Origin of the sequence: Rathayibacter sp. AY1A5 (genome assembly GCF_002930875.1) — a bacterium.
Taxonomy (GTDB): Bacteria; Actinomycetota; Actinomycetes; order Actinomycetales; family Microbacteriaceae; genus Rathayibacter.
In genome coordinates this window covers 1-22,476 of the sequence record NZ_PSTM01000025.1, presented here as the reverse complement: position 1 = coordinate 22,476, position 22,476 = coordinate 1, and the positions used below count along the sequence as shown (strand labels likewise).

The following is a 22,476-nucleotide window of genomic DNA, read 5'->3' as shown; positions in this document are numbered from 1 at the left end:
TGAGAGGTGCTCTCAGATATGGTGGTGTCCATCGTCGCAGTCCTCTCGGATCCGCGGCGCACCCCGCACCCACAGCGACTCAGATCCGCGAGTTCCCTCGGAGACCAGCGCACCTGAGAGAAGAGGAACCATGGCAAGCAACAATCCGGCCTTCGGACGCCCGGAGTTCAGCAACCGCGGCTACGCCGGCCGCGTGCAGGACCTCCCGGACGTCTCCCCCGGCACACTCGACCAGATGTACTCCCGTCCGGCCGCCGGCTCCGTCGAGACCGACCGGATGACCGTCGAGGACACCCTCGCCAAGACCGCCCTCGCCTTCGTCGTGCTCCTCGCGGGTGCGGCCGTCGGCTGGTTCGTCCCGGGCCTGATGCTCCCCGCCGTGCTCGTCGCGCTGGTGCTGGGCATCGTCAACGCCTTCAAGAAGCAGCCGTCGCCCGCCCTGATCCTCGGCTACGCCGCGACCCAGGGCATCGCGGTCGGTGCGATCTCGAAGTTCTTCGAGAGCGCGTACGCCGGAGCGGTCGTCCAGGCCCTCATGGCGACCGTCATCGTGATCGGCGTCACCCTGGCGCTGTTCATGAACGGCAAGATCCGCACCTCGCCGAAGCTCAACAAGATCTTCTTCATCGGCATGATCAGCTACGCGGTGTTCTCGCTGGTGAACCTGGGCCTCGGCCTCTTCGGCGTCGGCGGCGGCTTCGGTCTCCGCACCGGCTTCATCGGCATCGTGATCGGCCTCATCGCCGTCGCGCTCGCCACGTACTCGCTCGTGATGGACTTCGAGTTCATCCAGCAGGGCGTGCGCAACCGCCTCCCCCGCATCTACGGCTGGACCGGCGCCTACGGCATCCTGGTCACCGTCGTCTGGATGTACCTGGAGATCCTGCGCCTCGTCGCGATCTTCCGCGAGTAGCACGGCGCACCACGTCCGACGGGCGCTCGACCTCCGGGTCGGGCGCCCGTCGTCGTTCCCGGCCCCAGCGTCGTTCCCGGTGCACTGCCGGGAGCGCCTGGCACGATGGAGGGATGAGCGCCGCAGACTCCCGGATCGTCGGCCTCGACGTCGCACGCGGCCTGGCCGTCCTCGGCATGTTCGCCGCCCACCTCGCCCCCGTCGAGAGCGAGATGCTCTGGAACGGCCGCAGCTCCGTCCTCTTCGCCGTGCTGGCGGGAGTGTCGATCGGGCTGATGACGGGCGGCGCACAGCGCTCCTCGCGGCCCTGGCAGGACACTGGATCGATCCTGCTCCGCGGGCTGTACCTGCTCGTCATCGGCGTCGCCCTCACCCTGCTCGGGACGCCGATCGCGGTGATCCTGCCGCACTACGGGGTGATGTTCCTCGTCGCGGCGCTGCTGCTCTTCCTGCCGCGGGCGGTCCTCGCCCTGCTGGTCGCGGTCGCGGCGATCGCCGGGCCCCTCGCGGTCGACGCGCTGACGAGCGCCGGCGGCTCCTGGCTCTCGACCCTGTCGCCCGACGAGGCGCTCCTGGCCGCGCAGCCCCTCATCTGGCTCACCCAGTACTACCCGGTGCCGTCGTGGCTGGCGTACGTGGTACTCGGCCTCCTGATCGCGCGCTGCGACATCCGGTCCGCGACCACCCAGCGCTGGGTCGTCGTCGGCGGCGCCGTCTCGGCCGTGCTCGGCTACGGCGGCGGGCTGCTGCTCGGGGGTCCGGAGGCGGTGGAGGCGCACGCCAGCACCACTGCCGAGCTGCTCGGGGCGGGCGGGGTCGCCTGCGTCGTCCTCGGCGCGCTGACGGCTCTGCTGCAGCGGCTGCCGCTCCTGGCGCGGGCGGCGACTCCGATCGCGGCCGTCGGTGCGATGCCGCTGACGATCTACTCGCTGCAGCTCGTGGCGCTGGCGGTGTACCTGGTCCCGTACGAGCCGTTCGACTTCGAGGCGTGGCGCAGCTGGGCGCTGCTCGGCGTCTTCGTGGTCGGCTCGATCGTCGCCGCTCTCCTCTGGAGGCGGCTCGTGGGGCAGGGCCCGCTGGAGTGGCTGCTCGCGCGCGCGTCGCTGCGGCCTCGGGGTCCGCGCGCGGCGCTGGGTTAGGGTGGCCGGATGATCACGCGTCGCGAGGCCGCTCAGCGCCTCGACATCCCCCTCGAGATGGCGACGCGGCACGGCATCCCCACCCGTCTGTCGGAGGAGGAGCTCGCCGCCCTCGAGCAGGATCCGCCCGCCTGGCTCGTCCAGTCGCGCGCGAACCGCACCGGCAGGCGTCCCGTGTGGGTGACCCTCGACTGCGCCGTCTGCGGCCGCTCCGAGGCCGCCCGCCCGAAGAAGTGGTGGCCCGAGTTCACGTTCCTCGTCTGCGAGGACCACTCCCCCGCCTCCTGGCCGCACCACCCCGAGGGCCACCGCCGCGACGAGTACGACGGCATCGGCACCCGCTTCATCGGCGTGCTCGACACCCCCGCCTGACCCGCGCTCGCGCGCCTGCCGCCTCCGCCTGCACCACGGCCCCCGGACCAGCGCAGACCCGCGTTCCCCGACCACCCGGCAGAAGCCCGCCTCTCGATCGGCACCCCCGGAACGTCCCCGCAGGGCCTCGAACCCCTGACCGCCACTCGGTATGCCTCGCCAGGCACCGGTCACCCCTCACCGATCCCCCGGCCGCACCGCGGCCACCCGTTCCCTGAACAGCCACCCGAGCTCGTTCCCCGACCTGCACCCGGGAACGGCCCCGCAGGGGCTCGTTCCCCTCTACCTGCACCCGGGAACGGCCCCGCAGGGGCTCGTTCCCCTCTACCTGCACCCAGGAACGGCCCCGCAGGGGCTCGTTCCGCACCCGCTCCCCTCAACAAGAAACGGCCCCCTTCGAAGGGAGCCGTTCCTGACGTTCCGCGGGTCTCCGCGCGGTCAGCTGCAAGGCGGAAAAGGGCGCGATACCGGAGGTATCGCAACCGCCGACAACGCCGCAGATGACCGTGCGGAGACCCGCGGAATCATTCCCACTCAATGGTGCCGGGGGGCTTGGACGTCACATCCAGCACCACCCGGTTCACGCCGCTCACCTCGTTGGTGATGCGGTTGGAGATTCTGGCGAGGAGGTCGTAGGGCAGGCGGGTCCAGTCGGCGGTCATCGCGTCTTCCGAGGAGACGGGGCGCAGGACGATGGGGTGGCCGTAGGTGCGGCCGTCGCCCTGGACTCCGACGGAGCGGACGTCGGCGAGGAGGACGACGGGGCACTGCCAGATCTCGGTGTCGAGGCCGGCGGCGGTGAGCTCGGCGCGGACGATGGCGTCGGCGTCCTGGAGGAGGTCGAGCCGCTCCTGGGTGACCTCGCCGACGATGCGGATGCCGAGGCCGGGTCCGGGGAAGGGCTGGCGGCCGACGATGACCTCGGGGAGGCCGAGCTCGCGGCCGATCGCGCGGACCTCGTCCTTGAAGAGGGTGCGCAGCGGCTCGACGAGGGCGAACTGCAGGTCCTCGGGGAGTCCGCCGACGTTGTGGTGGGACTTGATGTTGGCGGTGCCGGTGCCGCCGCCGGATTCGACGACGTCGGGGTAGAGCGTGCCCTGGACGAGGAAGTCGATCGTCTCGCCCTCGCCCTGCGCTTCGAGCACGAGCGCTTCGGCGGCGGCCTCGAAGGTGCGGATGAACTCGCGGCCGATGATCTTGCGCTTCTGCTCCGGGTCGCTGACGCCGGCGAGCGCGTCGAGGAACTGCTCGCGCGCGTCGACGGTGACCAGGCGGACGCCGGTCGCGGCGACGTAGTCCTCCTCGACCTGGCGGCGCTCGTCCTTGCGGAGGAGTCCGTGGTCGACGAAGACGCAGGTGAGCTGGTCGCCGATGGCACGGTGCACGATCGCAGCGGCGACGGCGGAGTCGACTCCGCCGGACAGGCCGCAGATGACGCGTCCGGTGCCAACCTGCTCGCGGATCACGGCGACCTGGTCGTCGATCACGTTGGAGGAGTTCCAGTCGGCCGGGATGCCCGCGGCGCGGTGGAGGAAGTTCTCGATGACGGCCTGGCCGTAGGCGGAGTGCTTGACCTCCGGGTGCCACTGCACGCCGTAGAGGCGGCGCTCGTCGTTGCCGAAGGCGGCGACCGGGGTGGAGCTCGTGGAGGCGAGGACCTCGAAGCCCTCGGGTGCCTGTGCGACCGAGTCGCCGTGACTCATCCACACCGTCTGGTCGGCGGGCTGCTCGCCGAGGAGCACGCCACCGTCGGTCGAGAGGGCGGCGTCCGTCGCTCCGTACTCGCGCAGCCCCGTGTTGGCGACCTCGCCGCCGAGCGTCTTCGCCATCACCTGGAAGCCGTAGCAGATGCCCAGGACCGGGACCCCGAGGTCGAAGATCGCGGGGTCGAGCTGCGGGGCGCCCTCCTCGTACACGCTGGAGGGGCCGCCCGAGAGGATGATGCCGACGGGCGACTTCGCGGCGATCTCGGCGGCCGTGGCGTTGGAGGGCACGATCTCGGAGTAGACGTTCGCCTCGCGGACCCGGCGGGCGATCAGCTGCGCGTACTGCGCGCCGAAGTCGACGACGAGGACGGGCTGCGCGGCCAGGTGCGGCTGGGGAGCGGTGGGCTGCTCGCTAATGGGGGGCCTCCACGGAGTCGGTCGGGGTCTTCGGGTCGGTGCCGGCGGTCCGGCGCTCGAGGTACTGCTCGACCTCGCGGGCGATGCGGGTCTCGACGAAGAAGGAGAGGGTGGGCACCACGCCGCCGAGCGCGATGAGCACGAAGCGCGTGAACGGCCAGCGCATGAGGCTCCACAGGCGGAAGTCGGCGAAGAGGTAGACGACGTAGAACCAGCCGTGCGCGATCAGGATGCCGGTGGACAGGTTCGCGCCGGTGCCGCTCGACGTGAACTCGCCTCCGGGCACCTCGTACATCGGGGCGAAGTGCAGGACGCCCTGCTGGCCGAAGGCGAACAGCTCGAGGTGGAAGACGTACTTGAGGAGCATCTCCGCGCAGAGCAGGAGCAGCATCACGCCGGTGATGATCGAGGTCACCCGGTAGAAGCGCAGCGCGCTCCGGATCGCAGGGAACTGCGCGGGCTTGGGCTCGAGGGGCATGACGACCAGTTTACGGTGCGGGGGCGGGGGCCTCGGCCCGGTCGCCCAGGTCGGCGCGGGCGCGCTCCTCGGCGTCGAGCGCCTCCTCGGCCTCGCGCTCCCACGCGTCCTTGACGAGGCGGAACCAGAGGTAGAGGGCGAAGCCGGCGAAGACGACCCACTCGATCGCGTAGAAGACGTTGAGCCAGTTCAGCGAGACGTCGCTCACGCGCGCCGGGGAGTCGATGGCCCCGAGTCCGGCGACCGGCTCGTCGACGACGACGTAGCCCTGGTAGACGTCCTGCGGCGGGTCCGGCCAGCGGTTGATCAGCGCGGGGACGGAGAGCGCGGTGAGGGTGGCGGGGTCCAGGCCGTCCGCCGGCGCCTCCGCCGCCTCGTTGGCCACGAGGCGGCCGGTGAAGGAGGAGGGCGCCTGCTCGCTCCCGCTGTTGAGCGCGTCCGCGACGAACTGCGCCTGCGCCTCGTCCTGCGTCCAGCCGTAGGCGAGCACCAGGTCGGCGTCGGCGGTGCGGGTGCGGGCGATGACCCACCAGCCCGGCTGCTCGCCGTTCAGGCGGCCGCCGAGGATCTCGGCACCGCCCGGCACGAAGACGGACGAGCCCTCCACGCGCTGTCCGTCAGCGGTCGCCGTGATCGAGCGGGAGGGGGTCGCGACCTCGGCGAGCGGGAGCGTCGTCTCCGACACTCCGGAGTCGGGCGCGGCGGCTTCGACCGCGCGGCCGACCTGCCACTGCCCGAGCGCGGCGAAGAGCCCGGCGATCAGGAGTGCGAGCGCCAGCGCGGCGATCCAGCGCGGGCGCCGGGCCACCTGCCCGACCGTGCTCTGCGTCATTCGTCCCTCGTCCGCCCTCGATCCGTGCGGTGTCCCGCGGGCCGGATCGAGCCTAACCCGTGAGTGTGGGAGCTCCGTGGGATCAGTAGTCGGGCTCCCTCGGGCGGCGGGGCCGGGCGTCGTCGGCGCCGTCGGACTGCTGCATCGCCTGGTCGATGAGCGCCTGGCGCATCGGATCGGGGAACTCGTCGTCGAGCTCGTCCGGCTCCGCGGGGCGCCTCGGAGGAGCGGGAACCTCCTCCGCGGAGACGGCGGGCGCGGCCATCGCCGCCTCCACGAGCGCGAAGTCCTCCTCGTCCATGGCCGTGGCCGCTGCGGGTGCCGGGCGGTGCCGCCGCCGCGAGAGGAACGCGCCGATGCTCTCGGAGCGCGAGGCGAGGATCGGCCCGACGATCGCCATGATCAGCACGTAGAGGCCGGCGAAGGGCTGGATCCGCTCGTCGAGCCCCGCCGAGAGCGAGAGCGTCGCCAGGATGAGCGCGAACTCGCCGCGGTTGTGCAGGATGAACGCCGCGTTCAGGCCCGCGCGCGGTCCGAGCTTGTTGAGCCACGCGACGAACTGCCCCGCGCCGAGGTTCAGGACGATGGTCATCACCGCGGCGATCAGCACCGGGACCACGACGCTCGGGAACGCGCCGGGATCCAGTCCGAGACCGAAGTTGACGAAGAAGAAGGCTCCGAACACGTCGCGCAGCGGGATCGCGATGTGCTCGACCCTCGACCGGAACCGCGTCGCTCCGATGACCAGTCCGATCAGGAACGCGCCGATGGCGTCCGTCACTCCGAGGACCTCGCCGATGCCGCCGAACAGGATGGCGAGACCGAAGAACAGGATCGTGAACAGCTCGTCGTCGCGGGTGCGGAAGAAGCGGGAGACGACCTTCCCGCCCCAGCGGGCGATCGCGAACATCACCACGAGGAACGCGAACGCGATGACGAGCTTGAGCACCACCGGCCACGGCTCCGTCTCGCCCGAGAGCACGACGGACACGATCGCCAGGTAGACCGCGATGAAGATGTCCTCGACGACCGTGACGCCCAGGATCATCGGCGTCTCGGGGTTCGCCAGGCGCTTGAGCTCGATCAGCAGCTTGGTGACGATCGCGCTCGAGCTCGTCGCCGTGATGCCGGCGATGATCAGCGCCTCGCGGCTCCCCCAGCCCAGCGCGAAGCCGAAGCCGAGGCCGACGGCCATGTTGACCGCGATGTAGGAGCCGCCGGAGAGGATCAGGCGGCCGGCGTTCCCGAAGAACTCGTCCTGGTCGAACTCCAGGCCGAGGTTGAACAGCAGGAGTATCAGCCCGAAGACCGCGGTCAGCTCGATGTAGCTCGACTCGAAGTCGAGCGGGAAGAGGTGGAAGTTCGGGCTCGCGAGGAGCCCGACGACCATGTAGATCGGGATGGCCGGGAGCCCGATCGTCCTCCCCAGCCGGCCGAGGACGTAGGCGACGACGAACAGGACGCCGAGGACGATGAGGTCTTCGCCGTGGTGCATCCTCAGGCTCCGGGCGGGGCGTCGACCGTCTTGGCGAAGCTGCCGGTGCGGAAGAACGCGAACGCCTTGGCGACCTTCTCGGGGCTGCCGGCGACCACGAGGGTGTCGCCGGGGAAGACGCGGAAGTCAGGGGCCGGCGCCGGGTTGGCGGCGTCGCCCCGGACCACGGCGACGACGGTCAGCCCGACGATCCCTCGGTCGGCGGGCTTGCCGAGCTGCTGTCCGGCGATGTGGTCGTCGTAGTCGACGGTGAACCAGTCGATCGAGAGGCCCGGGATCTGGTCGAGCGCGGTCAGCGACTCCGTGATCTGCGTGCCGCCGAGCAGCTCGGCGAGGGTGTGCGCCTCGTCGTCGCTCAGGCGGAGGGACACCTTGGCGCCGTCCTGGTCGCCCTCGGCGAACGTGATCAGGTCGCTGTGGCCGGAGCGGTGGGCGATGACCCCGACCTTGCCGCCGTCGGCCGTCAGGAACGTGTGCAGAACGCCGACACCGGGCAGTTTGACCCTGCGGACCTCGACCATGCGTGCTCCCTCCGCGCCGTGCGGCGCTCCCACTCGGGACTTCCAGCTTAGGCGCGTGCGGAGCCCTCCTGCCGAGGGAACCCCGACCCGTCGAGGGATCCCGCGGTTCCCGGCCGGCTCGGCGGTCCTGCGTTCCCTCGCTGCCCACAGGTGGTGGGGGGAGTCTCCACAGGAGGAGCGGAGGGAGGGAAAGGGGGCGGAAGCGTGCAGTGGGGATCTGTCGAGACGGGGCGTGCCGCCGGTCGGACGAGTCCGTGCGGCTGCGCCGCGGTACGCGCCGACCGGCGAGTGGGCGGGGGCCTCCGCGGACGAGCGGCAGCAGGCGCGGATCGACGCCGTGGCCGCGACCTGGAGCGCGCCCTTCGTCCTCCGCGAGTCGGCGGCGGCGGCGGTCCGGGACTCCCCTTAGTCGAGCCTCTTGCGGAGACCGTGCATGTCGAGGGGCGACGGACCCGGGCAGCCGGACGTGGAACGGCGTCGCGGAGCGCGCGTCCGCCCTCACCCGCACTGATCGACGGACTCGCCGTCTCGGATCTCGCGCAGACCGCCGTCGATCCGAACCGACCCGGCGTTCCTCGGGGGCCGCTCGCCCGAGCACGTGCTTCTCGCCGACAAGCGCCGGGAAGACCGGGTTCGCGCGCGCGGGTCAGCAGCGTCGTCCGCCGGGCTGGCGCGAGGCCTACGACGCCAGCCCGTCCGGCCGGCCCGCTCCGGCGTCCGCCGCGTCCAGGGACCCCCGGGCCGTCGAGGGAGCCCGCTGTTCGCGGCGGCCTCGACGGTCAGGATCGCCTCGGTCAGTGAGCGTCAGCTGGGCTGGTACGGCGCGACGACGACCTCGACCCGCTGGAACTCCTTGAGGTCGGAGTAGCCGGTCGTCGCCATCGAGCGGCGCAGGGCGCCGATGAGATTCGCCGTGCCGTCGGCGCCGGTTGCCGGGCCGTAGAGGACCTGCTCGAGGGTGCCGACGGTGCCGACCTCGACGCGGCGGCCGCGCGGCAGCTGCGGGTGGTGCGCCTCCGCGCCCCAGTGCCAGCCCCCGCCGGGAGCGTCGGTCGCGCGGGCCAGCGCCGAGCCGAGCATCACGGCGTCCGCGCCCACCGCCACGGCCTTCACGATGTCGCCGGAGGTGCCGAGGCCGCCGTCCGCGATGACGTGCACGTAGCGTCCGCCCGACTCGTCGAGGTAGTCGCGGCGAGCGCCGGCGACATCGGCGACCGCGGTCGCCATCGGAGCCTGGATGCCGAGCGTCGTGCGGGTGGTGGAGGCGGCACCGCCGCCGAACCCGACGAGGACGCCCGCGGCGCCCGTGCGCATGAGGTGCAGGGCCGCGGTGTAGGTGGAGGCGCCGCCGACGATGACGGGCACGTCGAGCTCGTAGATGAACTTCTTGAGGTTCAGCGGCTCGGTGTCGCGCGAGACGTGCTCGGCCGAGACGGTCGTGCCGCGGATGACGAACACGTCGACCCCGGCGTCGACGACGGTCTGGTACAGCTCCGCGGTCCGCTGGGGCGACAGGGCCCCGGCGACGGTCACGCCCGCGGCGCGGATCTCGGCCAGGCGCGCGGTCACCAGCTCGGGGCGGATCGGAGCGGAGTAGATCTCCTGCATCCGCTGCGTCGCGGTCTCGGCCGGAAGCCGGCGGATCTCCTCGAGCAACGGCTCCGGGTCCTCGTACCGCGTCCACAGACCCTCGAGGTCGAGGACGCCCAGCGCCCCCAGATGCCCGAGCCGGATCGCCGTCGCCGGCGACACCACCGAGTCCATCGGCGCGGCGAGGATCGGCGTCGCGAACTGGTACGCGTCGATCGACCACTTCACCGACACGACCTCGGGGTCGCGCGTCCGGCGGCTCGGGACGACGGCGATGTCGTCGAAGGCGTACGCGCGGCGGGCGCGCTTGGCGCGACCGATCTCGATCTCCATGACGCTGAGTTTACTGTGGCTCGCTCCTCGCTCCGCTCGTCGCTCGCCCGCGGTCGGCCCGAGCGGGCGGTCGCGTTCCGCAGAGCGTCACGCGTCCGCGCTACGCCGATCCGCTCGCACGCGGATCGCCGGTTACCGCTGAGCGGTGTCAGCCGTGGCTCACGACCGCCCGCTCGCCGCTCGCCCGCGGTAGGCCCTAGCGGATGGTCACGTTCCGAAGAGCGGGTCGCGTCCGCGCTACGACGATCCGCTGGAGAGCGGATCGCCTGCTACCGCTCCTACCGGGCTCCTCACCGGGCCGCGATCGACGCGAGCGGGCGCACTCCACCAACAGGTGAAGCCTGCGCGGCCGCCACCACCATTCGCTGCAAGGCGGGAAGCCCGTCCCCACTCCGTCGCGCTCGCGCGCGGCGCACGACCACTCCCCCGTCGGCACAGGCGGAAGCCTCCCCCCGCAGTCGCGGCGGCGCATCGCGCCGCTCGCGCTGCGTCCCCCGCCCCTCAGCCGAGGACCGGTGCTCGTCTCCCGGAGGGAGGCGGCGGATCGGGATCGCGGCCCCTCCGGCGTGGTGGGCGTATGGGCCGCAGGCCCATCGGGCAGAGGGGCCGCGATCCCGATCCGCCGCCGGCCCCCACCAGACCCCTCAGCGCCGGTAGTTCGGCGCCTCCACCACCATCTGCACATCGTGCGGGTGCGACTCCTTCAGCCCGGCCGCCGTGATGCGCACGAACTTCCCGCGCTCCTTCAGCTCGGGGATGGTGCGCGCTCCGACGTAGAACATCGACTGGCGGAGCCCGCCGGCGAGCTGGTACGCCACGTTCGCGAGCGGGCCGCGGTAGGGCACCTGGCCCTCGATGCCCTCGGCGATCAGCTTGTCGTCGGTGGGCACGTCGGACTGGAAGTAGCGGTCCTTCGAGTAGGAGGTCCGCTCGCCGCGGGTCTGCAGGGCGCCGAGGGAGCCCATGCCGCGGTAGGTCTTGAACTGCTTGCCGTTCTGGAACACGAGGTCGCCGGGGCTCTCCTCGCAGCCCGCGAGGAGCGAGCCGAGCATCACGGTGTCGGCGCCGGCGACGAGCGCCTTGGCGATGTCGCCGGAGTACTGGAGGCCGCCGTCGGCGATCACCGGCACGCCGGACTCGCGCGCGGCGAGGGACGCCTCGTAGACCGCGGTGACCTGCGGGACTCCGACGCCGGCGACGACGCGGGTGGTGCAGATCGAGCCGGGGCCGACGCCGACCTTGATGGCGTCGGCGCCCGCGTCGACGAGGGCCTGCGCCCCGGAGCGGGTCGCGACGTTGCCGCCGATGACGTCGACGCCGGCGAAGGCGGAGTCGGACTTCAGGCGGCGGATGATGTCGAGCACGCCGGCGGAGTCGCCGTTGGCGGTGTCGACGACGATCACGTCGACGCCCGCGTCGAGCAGGGCGGTGGCGCGCTGCCAGGCGTCGCCGAAGAAGCCGATCGCGGCGCCGACCCGGAGGCGGCCCTCGTCGTCCTTCGTGGCGTTGGGGTACTGCTCCGACTTGTCGAAGTCTTTGACCGTGATGAGGCCGGCGAGCTTGCCCTGCGCGTCGACGAGCGGCAGCTTCTCGATCTTGTGCTGCGCGAAGAGGGCGATGACCTCGCTGTCGGGGATGCCGACGCGGCCCGTGACCAGGCCGGTGCTGGTCATCACGTCGCGGACGAGCGTGGTCGCCTTCTCGAACGGCGAGACGAAGCGCATGTCGCGGTTGGTGATGATGCCCACGAGCACGCCGGTGGAGTCGACGACGGGGAGGCCGCTGATCCGGTACTGGCCGCAGAGGTCGTCGACCTGGGCGACGGTGGCGTCCGGGGTGGTGGTGACGGGGTTCGAGACCATGCCCGACTCGCTCCGCTTCACCCGGTCGACCTGGTCGGCCTGGTCGGCGATGGAGAGGTTGCGGTGCAGGACGCCGAGGCCGCCCTGGCGGGCCATCGCGATCGCCATGCGCGCCTCGGTGACGGTGTCCATCGCCGCGGAGAGCAGCGGGGTCGCCACGCTGACGCGCTTGGTGAGACGGGAGGCCGTGTCGGCCTCGCTCGGTATGACGTCGGTGTGCCCTGGGAGGAGCATGACGTCGTCGTAGGTGAGTCCGAGGAATCCGAAGGGATCCGGCTGGTCCATCAATGCCCCTTAGCAGGTCGAGTGCGGGAGCCCGGAGAGGACGGGAGGAGTCCGCTCACGAGCGCCACGGTTGTTCGATCTTAAGCGCCGGGAGGCTCGCGGTATTCCTCGACGGCGCGGCCGCCGGGCCGCGGATGGGCGCTGGAGCGCTCTCCTCTCCCTCATAATGTCGTCACGCGTAAGTGCGGACGGTGAAACACCGCCGACACATGCGGAACGTATGGTCAACCAACGTTGTTTGACGACGGCGATTCGGGCGTGCCCGGAGACCCCATCCGTCTGTGCACCCTGACGAGAGGTAGACGTCTTGCTCACAGCCAGCCGTTCGATGCGCCGCCAGCGCTCGACGACCCTGCATCCGACGGACCGGGAGGCGCCCCGTGGATAGGAGACGCCCGAGGCTCCGAGACCGGCTCCTGGCCCTGGGTCTGCTCGCCGCGACCCTCACCGGGATCGCCGCGGCGGCCCCCGCCGCACTCGCCGCCACCACCGCCGACCAGTCGATCATCGCCTGGGTCCGCGTGCAGGGGACGAACGAGAACCTGACGGGGGTGACCGTCGAGATCGGAGGCGACGCCTCCGCGACCGTGACCACCGGCGAGGACGGCCGGGCCACGTTCCCCCTCGACGCCGCGGGCACCTACACGGTGACCGTCGACGAGGAGTCCCTGCCCGCCGACAAGGGCTACCCCGCCGCGGGTCAGAACCCGAAGCAGGTGAAGATCGTCGCCTCGCAGAACCAGATCGTGAACTTCATCGTCTCGACGGCCAACCCGAAGGGCTCCGCAGCGACCGTCCCGGTCCCGACGGACTCCGCGGCTCCGACGAGCCCCGCGACCGAGGGCACGACCGGCAACGACGCGACGAACCCCGACGGGACGTCCAACGCGGTGAACCAGCCGGTGTCGGCCGACACGTTCTGGATCATCTTCTGGCCGAAGGTCGTCACCGGCCTGATCTTCGGGCTCCTGATCGCCCTCGCGGCGATCGGCGCCTCGCTGATCTACGGCGTGACCGGCCTGAACAACTTCGCCCACGGCGAGCTGGTCACCTTCGGGGCGCTGATGGCGTACCTCTTCTCCGGGGTCTTCGGACTCCCGGCGCTGCTGGCCATCCCGATCGCGGTGATCCTCGGCGGGGCCTTCGGCTTCGTCCAGGACGGGCTGCTCTGGAAGCCGCTGCGGAAGAAGGGCATCCAGCTCATCCCGCTGATGATCGTGACGATCGGCCTCTCGCTGGCCCTGCGCTACGTGTTCGTCTTCTTCTTCGGAGCCGACCGCCTCTCGCTCCCCAACAGCACCGCTCCGTTCTTCACGGTGCCGGAGCTCGGGATCAGCCTGAAGTTCACCGACATCGTCGGCGCCGTCGTCGGCGTCGTCTGCATCGTCGCCGTGGCCTACGTCCTCACGAAGACGAAGATCGGCAAGGCGATGCGGGCGGTCTCGGACAACCGGGCCCTCGCCTCCGCCTCGGGCATCAACGTCGAGCGCGTCATCCGCGTCGTCTGGGTGATGTCGGGCGCTCTCGCCGCGCTGGCGGGCGTCTACATCGGCTACTACCAGTCGCTGCGCTGGGACACGGGAGCGTCGATCCTGCTGCTGATCTTCGCGGCGATCACGCTCGGCGGACTCGGCTCCGCCTACGGCGCGCTGGTCGGCTCGCTCATCATCGGACTGATGATGAACATCTCGACGATCTGGATCCCGGAGAACCTCAAGTACGTGGCTCCGCTCGTTCTCATGATCATCATCCTCCTGGTCAGGCCGCAGGGAATCCTGGGCCGCAAGGAACGGATCGGCTAGGACACCATGAACCTCAACTTCATCTGGCTGGCGATCGGGCAGATCGTCGATCCCACTGTCGCCGCGTACGCGCTGGCGACCATCGGCCTGGTCATCCACTTCGGATTCACGGGGCTGCTCAACTTCGGACAGGCCGGCTTCATGGCAGTGGGCGGCTACGCCTTCGCCATCACCTCGGTCAAGTTCGAATGGCCCGTCTGGGGCTCCTTCCTCGCGACGATCGTCGCGGCGACCGTCTTCGCGCTCATCCTAGGCATCCCGACGCTCCGGCTGCGGGCCGACTACCTCTCGATCGTGACGATCGCGGCGGCGGAGATCATCCGGCTCTCGGTCAAGACCCCCGAGTTCTCGGCGATCACCGGCGGCTCGGAGGGCATCAACGGCGCGGCGAAGGCGTTCAACGACCTCAACCCGCTCCCCGAGGGCCGCTGGGGCATCGGCGTCCTCACCTACAGCCAGGACCAGTGGTGGGTGCGGATCGTCGGCTGGGGCCTCGTGCTCCTGGCCTGCCTCCTGGTGTTCCTCCTGATGCGCAGCCCCTGGGGCCGCGTCATCAAGGGCATCCGCGAGGACGAGGACGCCGTGCGTTCGCTCGGCAAGAACGTCTTCTCGTACAAGATCCAGGCGCTCATCCTGGGCGGCGTGCTCGGAGGCCTCGCAGGAGCGCTGTTCATCCTCCCCCGCTCGCTCCAGCCCGACAACTACGGCACCCAGCTCACGTTCTTCCTCTACACGATCATGCTGCTGGGCGGCGCCGCGACGGTCTTCGGACCCGTCGTCGGCTCGATCATCTTCTGGGTCGTTCTCGGTCTGACCGACGGACTGCTCACGCTCGGGATCGACACCGGGGTCCTCAACAACGACCTCATCCGCCTCACCACCGTGCAGACCGGACCCATCCGGTTCATCGTGGTGGGGGTAGCCCTCATGCTCCTGGTGATCTTCAGACCCCAGGGGATCTTCGGCAAGAAGAAGGATCTGCACTTTGCCTAAGACGCCGGTCTCGGACATCACCGAGGAAGCAATCGTCCCCGGGGTCAGGAAGAAGGACCCCATCGTCGTCGCCGACAACGTCAGCCGCCGCTTCGGCGGCCTGACCGCGGTCGACGTCGAGCACCTCGAGATCCCCCGCGGATCCATCACCGCCCTGATCGGCCCGAACGGGGCCGGAAAGACCACGTTCTTCAACCTGCTGACGGGCTTCGACAAGCCCAACACCGGCAAGTGGAACTTCAAGGGCAAGAACCTCGCCAACGTCCCGGCCTACCGGGTGTCGCGGATGGGCATGGTGCGCACGTTCCAGCTCACCAAGGCGCTCGGCGGCATGACGGTGCTCGAGAACATGCTGCTCGGCGCGAAGGGGCAGAAGGGCGAGAACATCTTCACCTCGCTCATCCGCCCGCTGTGGTCGAAGGAGGAGGACTCGATCGAGCAGCGCGCGATCCGCCTGCTCGAGAAGTTCAAGCTGGACACCAAGCGGGACGACTACGCGTCGAGCCTGTCGGGCGGCCAGAAGAAGCTGCTCGAGATGGCGCGGGCGTTGATGTCGGAGCCCGAGCTCGTCATGCTCGACGAGCCGATGGCCGGGGTGAACCCGGCGCTGACGCAGTCGCTCCTGGGTCACATCGTGAACCTGAAGGACGAGGGCATGACCGTGCTCTTCGTCGAGCACGACATGCACATGGTCAACACGATCGCCGACTGGGTGATCGTGATGGCCGAGGGCAAGGTAGTCGCCGAGGGCCCGCCCTCGACCGTGATGAACGACCCGGCCGTCATCGACGCGTACCTGGGCGCGCACCACGACACCGACCTGGGCACGATCGAGGGCCAGCTCGAGATCGCCGAGGAGATGGACTCCGACCTCGTCCGCGAGGACGTGGAGCGGCAGGCGGAGCAGGCCGGCGTCCCGACGCCCGGCCACGACGCTCCGGCCGCCGGAACGGCGTCCCCGTCGGCCTCCGCGTCGACGAGCGTCGCCCCGACGACCGACGCCCCGGCCGTCGAATTCGAGAAGGACGAGAGATGACCGCCGACACGACGACTCCGAACACCCTCGAGACGCACGATCTGCACGCGGGCTACGTGCCGGGGGTCAACATCCTCAACGGCTCGAACGTCTACGTGAAGCGCGGCGAGCTCGTCGGGATCATCGGCCCGAACGGTGCAGGCAAGTCGACGCTGCTGAAGGCGATGTTCGGCCTGGTCAACATCCGCCAGGGCACCGTCCTGCTGAACGGCGAGGACATCACCGGCCTCAAGGCCGACAAGCTGGTGTCCAAGGGCGTGGGCTTCGTGCCGCAGAACAACAACGTCTTCCCGTCGCTCACCATCGAGGAGAACCTCGAGATGGGCATGTACCAGAAGCCGAAGCTGTACAAGGAGCGGCTCGAGTTCGTCACCGAGCTCTTCCCGGAGCTCAGCAAGCGGCTCAAGCAGCGCTCGGGGTCGCTCTCGGGCGGTGAGCGCCAGATGGTGGCGATGTCGCGGGCTCTGATGATGGACCCGTCGATGCTGCTGCTCGACGAGCCCAGCGCCGGCCTGTCCCCGATGCGGCAGGACGAGACCTTCGTCAACGTGCAGCGGATCAACCGCGCGGGCGTCTCGATCATGATCGTCGAGCAGAACGCGCGGCGGGCGCTGCAGATCTGCGACCGCGGCTACGTCCTCGACCAGGGCCGCGACGCCTACGAGGGCGCGGGCCGGGAGCTGATGAACGATCCGAAGGTCATCGAGCTCTACCTGGGCACGCTCGCGACGACCAACGAGGTCACCACGAGCACCCCGACCGTCGGCGGCTGACCCCCGCTGCGAAGGGCCCGTCGTCTCCGGACGGCGGGCCCTTCGTCGTTGCCGGGGCGCGGAGCGGGCGCGAGCGGGCCGAGGGGCCGGTGCGGCTCCGGGGCGGAGGCGGGGCCGCTCGCGCAGGGCGCCGGGCGGCTCGGAGACCACTCAGAGCAGGGCGGGAAGGCAGGCGGCTCGGTGCCCGGAGACGCGCCGGCACGGGGTGCCGCAGAAGGGAGGCGGGGGGGCCGCTCTCCCGGCGCGGACAGGCCTTCACCGGTCTCTCCGCGATGCCCGCCGAACCCCCGGGAAGTCGGCGGAACGGCGGGCCAGACCCTCGGTCTCCTGTCCGCGGGACGAGGGCAGGACAGCGAGAGTCTCTCCGCACCAGCGACACCCACGAGGGGGACAGGATATCGCCCTGCCTGCCGTAGTTTTGGGTACACGGGACAGCCCTGCAGGGGGACGTCCCGCTCCCCTCTCCCCCGGTAGGGACCGCGATCGGCCGCCGATCTCCTCCCCTCCCCGCAGCGCCTCGAGCGCCGCGTCGTCCGCCTCGAAGGAGCCGACCATGAAGAGATACACCCCCGCCCCTGTGGAACTCGGAGCCGGCTTCGGCACCGGTGCGATCGGCGACTACGAGCGCTGGCGCGTCGTCGGCGTCTACGCCCAGGTCGTCATCGCCGAGACCACCGGCGGCAAGCGCCGCAACTACAGCCGTTCCTTCGTCACGTACCGCCTGGCGCAGGAGGCGGAGCTGCTCCGCGCCTCCTAGGCCCTCCGCACTCCACGAGCGCGCGTCCTCCCACTGGAGGGCGCGCGCTTCTGCGTTCCCGCTCGACGTCGTCGCTCCCGCCCGCGGTTCGGCAGGGCGCCCCCTCGAGGCCGGGAGAGGCGCTCGGAGGCGCGTACAGGCCGTCAGAGCCGCTCCTCCTCCCGGGTGGCTCCTCGACGCCACGCCGGGCCCTGGACGCCGCGGAGCCGTCCGCCCGCACCCGACAGCGGCCACCCTCCCGGACGACCGCCGCGCCTCGCTGCGTCCGCACGACCGGCGCGTCTCCTGCTCTCCGCTCCGGGAACGGCGGAGGGGCCCGGTCCGAAGACCGAGCCCCTCAGGGATGCGGCAGGAGCCGCGTCACCGCGTCGTCAGTTCAGCGAACCCTCGACGGTCTCCTCGAAGGAGGTGGTGTTGCCCGTGCCGTACTTGTAGATCGAGACCGAGGCCTCGCTGGTGTCGCCGTTCTCGTCGAACGAGATCGGGCCGGAGAGGCCGTCGTAGTCGACGTCCTCGCCGTCGGCGATGAGCTTCGCGCAGTCGGCGAAGGTCGTGCACTTGGTGCCGCCCTCCGAGACCGACATGAGGTTGTCGCGGATGGTCGCACCGTCCGTCGCCTTGCCCTGGAGCGCGGCGAGAGCGGTCAGGACCGTGGCGTCGTACGACTCCGGCGCGTAGCTGAACACGGTCAGCGCGTCGTTGCCCTGCGACTCGACGAGCGACTGCAGCTTGCCCTGGAAGTCCTCGGACGCCTGGACGCCCGGGTTGGTGAACTGGGCGCCGGCGATGTCGACGTTGGTGTCGGACTCGCCGATGACGCCGTAGTTGCCGTCCGTGCCGTAGAGCTTCGAGAAGTCGAAGCCCTTGGCCGAGAGCTGCTCCGCGATGGTCTTGATCTCGTCGAACGAGATGACGACCAGCGCGTCGGGGTTCGGGGCGAGGACCGAGGTCAGCGCCGAGTTGAAGTCGGTCGAGGCCGGCTCGAAGATCTCCTCGGCCGCGACGGATGCTCCGCCCGCCTCGAGGGTCTCCTTGATGTTCTTCTCGAGGCCGGTGCCGTACGCGTCGTTCATGTACAGGATCGAGACGTTGGTCTTGCCGTCGCCGAGGATCTTGTTGCCGAGGATGCGGCCCTGGAGCACGTCCGAGGGAGCGGTGCGCCAGTAGTAGCCGTCGTCGTCGTAGGTCGTGAAGTCCGGCGAGGTGTTGGCCGGCGAGATCTGGACGACGCCCGCCTGGGTCACCTGGTCGATGAAGGTCTTCGAGACGCCCGAGGACGCCGCGCCGATGATGGCGGAGACGTTGTCGGCGATGAGGGACGTGGCCGACTGCGTCGCGATGTCGGTCGTGGTGTCGCCCGAGTCCTTCTGCTCCACGTCGATCGTGATGCCGGCCTTGGCGTCGTTGATGTCGACGACCGCCTGGTCGACGCCCGCGATCTCGGGCGGGCCGAGGACGGCGAGGGTGCCGGTCTGCGGGAGGATCGTGCCGATCTTGAGGGACAGGTCGCCCGAGCCGCTGTCGCCGCTCGATCCGCTGTCGCCGCCGCCGGCGCAGCCGGCGAGGACGAGAGCGCTGGCGCCCAGAATGGCGACGCCGCCGAGGGTTGCCCGGAGGGACCGCGCGCGGGCCGAGCCGGCCTTCGCGTAAACGCCCATGTTGCTCCTTGAGAGGTGTGTGTCAGTGGGAGCGGCGCCGGTGGCAACCGCTCGGCCAACCTAACCTTCGAAGCAGCCGTGAACAATACAGGGGTGTTACCAATACGTTTCGCGACCGGATCGTTACCATTCCGCTGTCGCGCCGCGCCAGGACGACGCGTTCCGCAGATCAGACGGAGGATCGGCGCCGTCTGCGCTCCGCGGCGACGAGGTCGCCTGAGAAGATCGCCAGGGCGGCCCACACCAGCGCGAAGCCGATCCAGCGCTCGAGCGGCATCTCCTCGTGCAGGACGAAGGCCCCGACGAGGAACTGCAGGAACGGCGTCAGGTACTGCACGAAGCCGACGATCGACAGCGGGAGGCGCCGGGCGGCGCCCGCGAACAGGAGCAGCGGGACGGCCGTGACGATCCCGGCCGAGGCGAGGATGAGGGCGTGCCCCGTCCCCTCCGTCGTCAGGGTCAGCCCCACCGTGGAGCCGACGACCGCCAGCTGCACCACGGCGAGCGGCGTCAGCCAGAGCGTCTCGAGCGTCAGCCCGCCGACCGCGTCCACCGTGCCGCCGACGCGGCTCTTCACCAGGCCGTAGAGGCCGAACGAGAAGGCGAGGGCGAGCGAGATCCACGGGAAGGATCCGTAGCCCACCGCGATGACCAGCACCGCGACCGCGCTGACGCCCATCGCGGCCCACTGCAGGGGCCGGAGGCGCTCGCGCAGCACCAGGACGCCCAGCAGCACCGTGACCAGCGGGTTCATGAAGTAGCCCAGGGCCGCCTCGATGACGTGGCCCGTGGTCGTGGCGATCACGTAGACCTGCCAGTTGACGTAGATGAGCACGCCCGCGATCGCCATCACGCCGAGCAGGCGGGGGCGGCGCAGCAGCGCGCCGAAGGAGCGCCAGCCGCGGAGGACCGTGAGCAGGATCACGCAGAAGACGAGCGAGAAGAGCACCCGGAACGCGACGATCTCGAACGGCGAGGCCGGCGCCATCGCGATGAAGTAGAGGGGCATCGCACCCCAGAGCAGGTAGGCCGAGAACGCGAACAGCAGCCCCGTGCCGGACATCCCGCCCGGGCGTCCCGCCGCTCCGAGCGCCTCCACTCCTTCGCCGACGGGCACGTCCGAAGGGGACGGCGAGACGGCCTCGGCAGGGGTGCGGGAGCTGGTCACTCCCCCGATGCTACGCAGGCGCGAGGTGGGAGGACGGCCCCGCAGCGGGCGGATCAGGCCACTGGTCGCGAGGAGGACCGGGAACGACGGAAGGGCCCGCCGACCGAGGTCGACGGGCCCTTCCGAGGGATGCTGCCTAGCGGACGACGACCGCGAGGACGTCGCGAGCGGAGAGGACCAGCAGGTCCTCGCCACCGAACTTGACCTCGGTTCCGCCGTACTTGGAGTAGATCACCTTGTCGCCGACGGCGACGTCGAGCGGCACGCGGTTGCCGTTGTCGTCGATGCGACCGGGTCCGACGGCGACGACCTCGCCCTCCTGCGGCTTCTCCTTGGCGGTATCGGGGATGACGAGACCGGAAGCGGTCACCTGCTCCGCCTCGACCTGCTTGATGACGATGCGATCTTCGAGCGGCTTGATGGACACCGACACGGTTGACCTCTTTCTTGACGACGATGTGGGCGGAACGCGGTTCTGGCACACACGCTCCGAGAGTGCTAGATCCATCGTAGGGGCTCCGCTGGCACTCGTGCAATCAGAGTGCCAAGCGGAGCGGCGGACCCGCCGGGAGGCCGTGGCCTACCATGGCCGGATGCGACGCGACGAGCTGGTCGAGCTCCTCTCCCCCGAGGGCCTCCGGCTCCTCGACTCCCTCGACGGCTACCGGTCCGACGACCTGGTGCGGGCCGTGGCACGCCTCCGGGCCGCCGGCCACTCCCCCGTCCTCGTCGCCGCGGTGCTCACCCAAGCGAGGCTCCGGCAGAAGGCGGAGGCGAAGTTCGGAGAGTTCGCCCGCTCGATGCTCTTCACGGACGCGGGACTCGAGCAGGCGACGCGGCTGCGCGTCGCCGCCCTGCACGCCGGCCGGTTCGCGGCTGCGGGAGCGGCGCGCGTCGCCGACCTCGGCAGCGGGATCGGCGGCGACGCCCTCGCGATGGCCGCGATCGACCTGGCGGTCACCGCCGTCGAGGCCGACGAGGTCACCGCGACCCTGGCCAGCTTCAACCTCGCCCCGTTCCCCGCGGCGAGCGCCGTGCACTCGACGGCCGAGGCCTTCGACCTCGACGGCTTCGACGCCGTCTACCTGGACCCGGCACGCCGCACGGCCGGCCACCGCGAGACCCGCCGGCTCGACGATCCGGACGACTACTCCCCCTCGCTCGACTTCGCGTTCGGCCTGGCCGAGCACCGTCCCGTGGGCGTGAAGGTGGGTCCCGGCTTCGACCGCGAGCGCCTGCCGCGGGACGCCGAGGCGCAGTGGGTCTCGGTCGACGGGGAGCTGGTCGAGACCGGGCTCTGGTTCGGTTCTCTGGCGCGCCCGGGCGTGCGCCGCTCCGCTCTGCTGCTCGGCGCGACCGGCTCCTCCGAGCTCACCGCGGCGGGCGACAGCGAGGACGAGGAGGTCGGCCCCCTCGGCGCGTTCGTGCACGAGCCGGACGGCTCCGCGATCCGCGCGCGCCTCCTGGGCGAGCTCGCGCGCTCCAGCGGCTCGCGGATGCTCTCGCCCGGCATCGCCTACCTGACGGGCGACGATGCGGCCGCCTCGCCCTTCCTCCGCAGCTTCCGGGTCCTCGCCGAGCTGCCGCTGGACGAGCGCACGCTGGCGAAGGAGCTGCGCACCCGCGGCATCGGCGTGCTCGAGATCAAGAAGCGCGGGGTGGACGTCGACCCCGCCCGCTTCCGCAAGCGGCTGGGCCTCTCCGGCACCGGCAGCGCGGTGCTGATCCTGACGCGGATCGCCGGGCGCCACCGCGCGCTGCTCGCAGAGCGCGTCGAGCGGCCCGCGCCGGCTCAATAGCCGGAGGTGCCGGCGGCGAGGGCGACCACGACGAAGACGAGGAAGACCGCCAGGTAGATCAGCGAGACGGCGATGCCGGCGAACCCGGTGATGATCGCGGTCAGCGCGAAGCCGCGTGCGGCCGGCTCGCGCCGGCGTCCGAGGAAGCCGAGCACGACGGCCGGAGCCGACAGCAGGAAGCCGAAGCCGGCGGCGAAGAGCGTGATGACCAGGCCGACGATGCCGAGGATCATCCCGACGAGGCTCAGCGTGCGGGGGACGACGGGCGCCGGTGCGCCCGCGTAGGCGGCGGGGTGGCCGGGCGCGGAGGAGTAGGCGGGCGCGGAGGAGTAGGCGGGCGCCGAGGGGTACGCGGGCGGAGGCGGCGGCGACCCGTAGGCCGGCGGCGCGGAGTCGGCGAGCGGCACCGACGGCTGCGACGCGGCCGAGGGCGGAGCGGGCGGGGCCGGGGGCTCGGCTTCGGGGCCGACTCGACCCTCCCGGTCACCGAGATCCAGGTCCGCTGAGGCCTCTACCGGGCGGCGGCCGGGCCGCGCAAGCGCCGTCC

The 22,476-nt window shown here is 70.9% G+C and carries 20 protein-coding genes; 9 read left to right on the top strand and 11 right to left on the bottom strand.

Annotated elements, in window-relative coordinates:
* Positions 1-130: 130 nt before the first annotated feature.
* From C5B98_RS14630 to C5B98_RS14620, 3 genes are all read left to right on the top strand, one after another.
* Positions 131-913: a Bax inhibitor-1/YccA family protein gene (locus tag C5B98_RS14630; RefSeq protein WP_104224741.1), complete on the top strand. Its 783-nt coding sequence runs from the start codon at positions 131-133 to the stop codon at positions 911-913.
* 113 nt (positions 914-1,026) lie between these two features.
* Positions 1,027-2,052 carry a DUF418 domain-containing protein gene (locus C5B98_RS14625; protein WP_104327987.1) on the top strand — a complete coding sequence of 342 codons (1,026 nt, stop codon included), beginning with the start codon at positions 1,027-1,029 and terminating at the stop codon, positions 2,050-2,052.
* A gap of 9 nt (positions 2,053-2,061) precedes the next feature.
* Positions 2,062-2,424: a DUF5997 family protein gene (locus C5B98_RS14620; protein WP_104224739.1), complete on the top strand. Its 363-nt coding sequence runs from the start codon at positions 2,062-2,064 to the stop codon at positions 2,422-2,424.
* A 524-nt stretch (positions 2,425-2,948) separates the two neighbouring features.
* On the opposite strand, the gene guaA is transcribed toward C5B98_RS14620, so the two are convergent.
* The 7 genes from guaA to guaB form a co-directional block, all read right to left on the bottom strand.
* Positions 2,949-4,514 (bottom strand): glutamine-hydrolyzing GMP synthase, encoded by a 1,566-nt coding sequence (gene guaA / locus C5B98_RS14615; protein ID WP_104227304.1) that lies wholly within the window; start codon positions 4,512-4,514, stop codon positions 2,949-2,951.
* A gap of 28 nt (positions 4,515-4,542) precedes the next feature.
* Positions 4,543-5,025 carry a DUF3817 domain-containing protein gene (locus C5B98_RS14610; RefSeq protein WP_104234169.1) on the bottom strand — a complete coding sequence of 161 codons (483 nt, stop codon included), beginning with the start codon at positions 5,023-5,025 and terminating at the stop codon, positions 4,543-4,545.
* Between the two features lie 10 nt (positions 5,026-5,035).
* Positions 5,036-5,857 carry an SURF1 family cytochrome oxidase biogenesis protein gene (locus tag C5B98_RS14605; RefSeq protein ID WP_104327986.1) on the bottom strand — a complete coding sequence of 274 codons (822 nt, stop codon included), beginning with the start codon at positions 5,855-5,857 and terminating at the stop codon, positions 5,036-5,038.
* 82 nt (positions 5,858-5,939) lie between these two features.
* Positions 5,940-7,352 (bottom strand): cation:proton antiporter, encoded by a 1,413-nt coding sequence (locus C5B98_RS14600; protein ID WP_104224735.1) that lies wholly within the window; start codon positions 7,350-7,352, stop codon positions 5,940-5,942.
* A 2-nt stretch (positions 7,353-7,354) separates the two neighbouring features.
* Entirely contained in the window at positions 7,355-7,873 is a 519-nt protein-coding gene (locus C5B98_RS14595; protein WP_068256939.1) for a cation:proton antiporter regulatory subunit, read from the bottom strand.
* Between the two features lie 804 nt (positions 7,874-8,677).
* Positions 8,678-9,796 carry a GuaB3 family IMP dehydrogenase-related protein gene (locus C5B98_RS14590; protein WP_104224734.1) on the bottom strand — a complete coding sequence of 373 codons (1,119 nt, stop codon included), beginning with the start codon at positions 9,794-9,796 and terminating at the stop codon, positions 8,678-8,680.
* Positions 9,797-10,440: 644 nt separating this feature from the next.
* Entirely contained in the window at positions 10,441-11,943 is a 1,503-nt protein-coding gene (gene guaB, locus C5B98_RS14585) for an IMP dehydrogenase (protein WP_104327985.1), read from the bottom strand.
* A 380-nt stretch (positions 11,944-12,323) separates the two neighbouring features.
* Between guaB and C5B98_RS14580 the strand changes: the two genes are divergently transcribed.
* From C5B98_RS14580 to C5B98_RS14560, 5 genes are all read left to right on the top strand, one after another.
* Complete coding sequence (locus C5B98_RS14580) at positions 12,324-13,745, top strand: branched-chain amino acid ABC transporter permease (protein WP_104327984.1); 1,422 nt, start codon at positions 12,324-12,326, stop codon at positions 13,743-13,745.
* A gap of 6 nt (positions 13,746-13,751) precedes the next feature.
* Positions 13,752-14,738, top strand: coding sequence for a branched-chain amino acid ABC transporter permease (locus C5B98_RS14575; protein ID WP_104224731.1), 987 nt, complete (start codon positions 13,752-13,754; stop codon positions 14,736-14,738).
* Positions 14,731-15,774, top strand: a complete 1,044-nt coding sequence (locus tag C5B98_RS14570) for an ABC transporter ATP-binding protein (RefSeq protein WP_104327983.1) — start codon at positions 14,731-14,733, stop codon at positions 15,772-15,774. The genes C5B98_RS14575 and C5B98_RS14570 overlap by 8 nt, the downstream gene beginning before the upstream one ends.
* Positions 15,771-16,547: an ABC transporter ATP-binding protein gene (locus C5B98_RS14565; RefSeq protein WP_104224729.1), complete on the top strand. Its 777-nt coding sequence runs from the start codon at positions 15,771-15,773 to the stop codon at positions 16,545-16,547. Before C5B98_RS14570 ends, C5B98_RS14565 begins: the two co-directional genes overlap by 4 nt.
* A 553-nt stretch (positions 16,548-17,100) precedes the next feature.
* Positions 17,101-17,304 (top strand): hypothetical protein, encoded by a 204-nt coding sequence (locus tag C5B98_RS14560; RefSeq protein WP_146076626.1) that lies wholly within the window; start codon positions 17,101-17,103, stop codon positions 17,302-17,304.
* Positions 17,305-17,675: 371 nt separating this feature from the next.
* Here the strand turns inward: C5B98_RS14560 and C5B98_RS14555 are convergent, their stop codons facing one another.
* The 3 genes from C5B98_RS14555 to groES all read right to left on the bottom strand — a co-directional run bounded on the left by C5B98_RS14555 (position 17,676) and on the right by groES (position 20,563).
* Positions 17,676-18,962: an ABC transporter substrate-binding protein gene (locus C5B98_RS14555; protein ID WP_104234163.1), complete on the bottom strand. Its 1,287-nt coding sequence runs from the start codon at positions 18,960-18,962 to the stop codon at positions 17,676-17,678.
* 169 nt (positions 18,963-19,131) lie between these two features.
* Positions 19,132-20,025, bottom strand: coding sequence for an EamA family transporter RarD (gene rarD, locus C5B98_RS14550; protein WP_104224726.1), 894 nt, complete (start codon positions 20,023-20,025; stop codon positions 19,132-19,134).
* 241 nt (positions 20,026-20,266) lie between these two features.
* Positions 20,267-20,563: a co-chaperone GroES gene (gene groES, locus C5B98_RS14545; protein ID WP_097167691.1), complete on the bottom strand. Its 297-nt coding sequence runs from the start codon at positions 20,561-20,563 to the stop codon at positions 20,267-20,269.
* A gap of 160 nt (positions 20,564-20,723) precedes the next feature.
* On the opposite strand from groES, the gene C5B98_RS14540 reads away from it, so the two are divergent.
* Positions 20,724-21,929 (top strand): SAM-dependent methyltransferase, encoded by a 1,206-nt coding sequence (locus C5B98_RS14540; RefSeq protein ID WP_104251055.1) that lies wholly within the window; start codon positions 20,724-20,726, stop codon positions 21,927-21,929.
* Here C5B98_RS14540 and C5B98_RS14535 read toward each other — a convergent pair.
* Complete coding sequence (locus tag C5B98_RS14535; protein ID WP_104327982.1) at positions 21,923-22,336, bottom strand: hypothetical protein; 414 nt, start codon at positions 22,334-22,336, stop codon at positions 21,923-21,925. The genes C5B98_RS14540 and C5B98_RS14535 overlap by 7 nt on opposite strands.
* Positions 22,337-22,476: the final 140 nt, after the last annotated feature.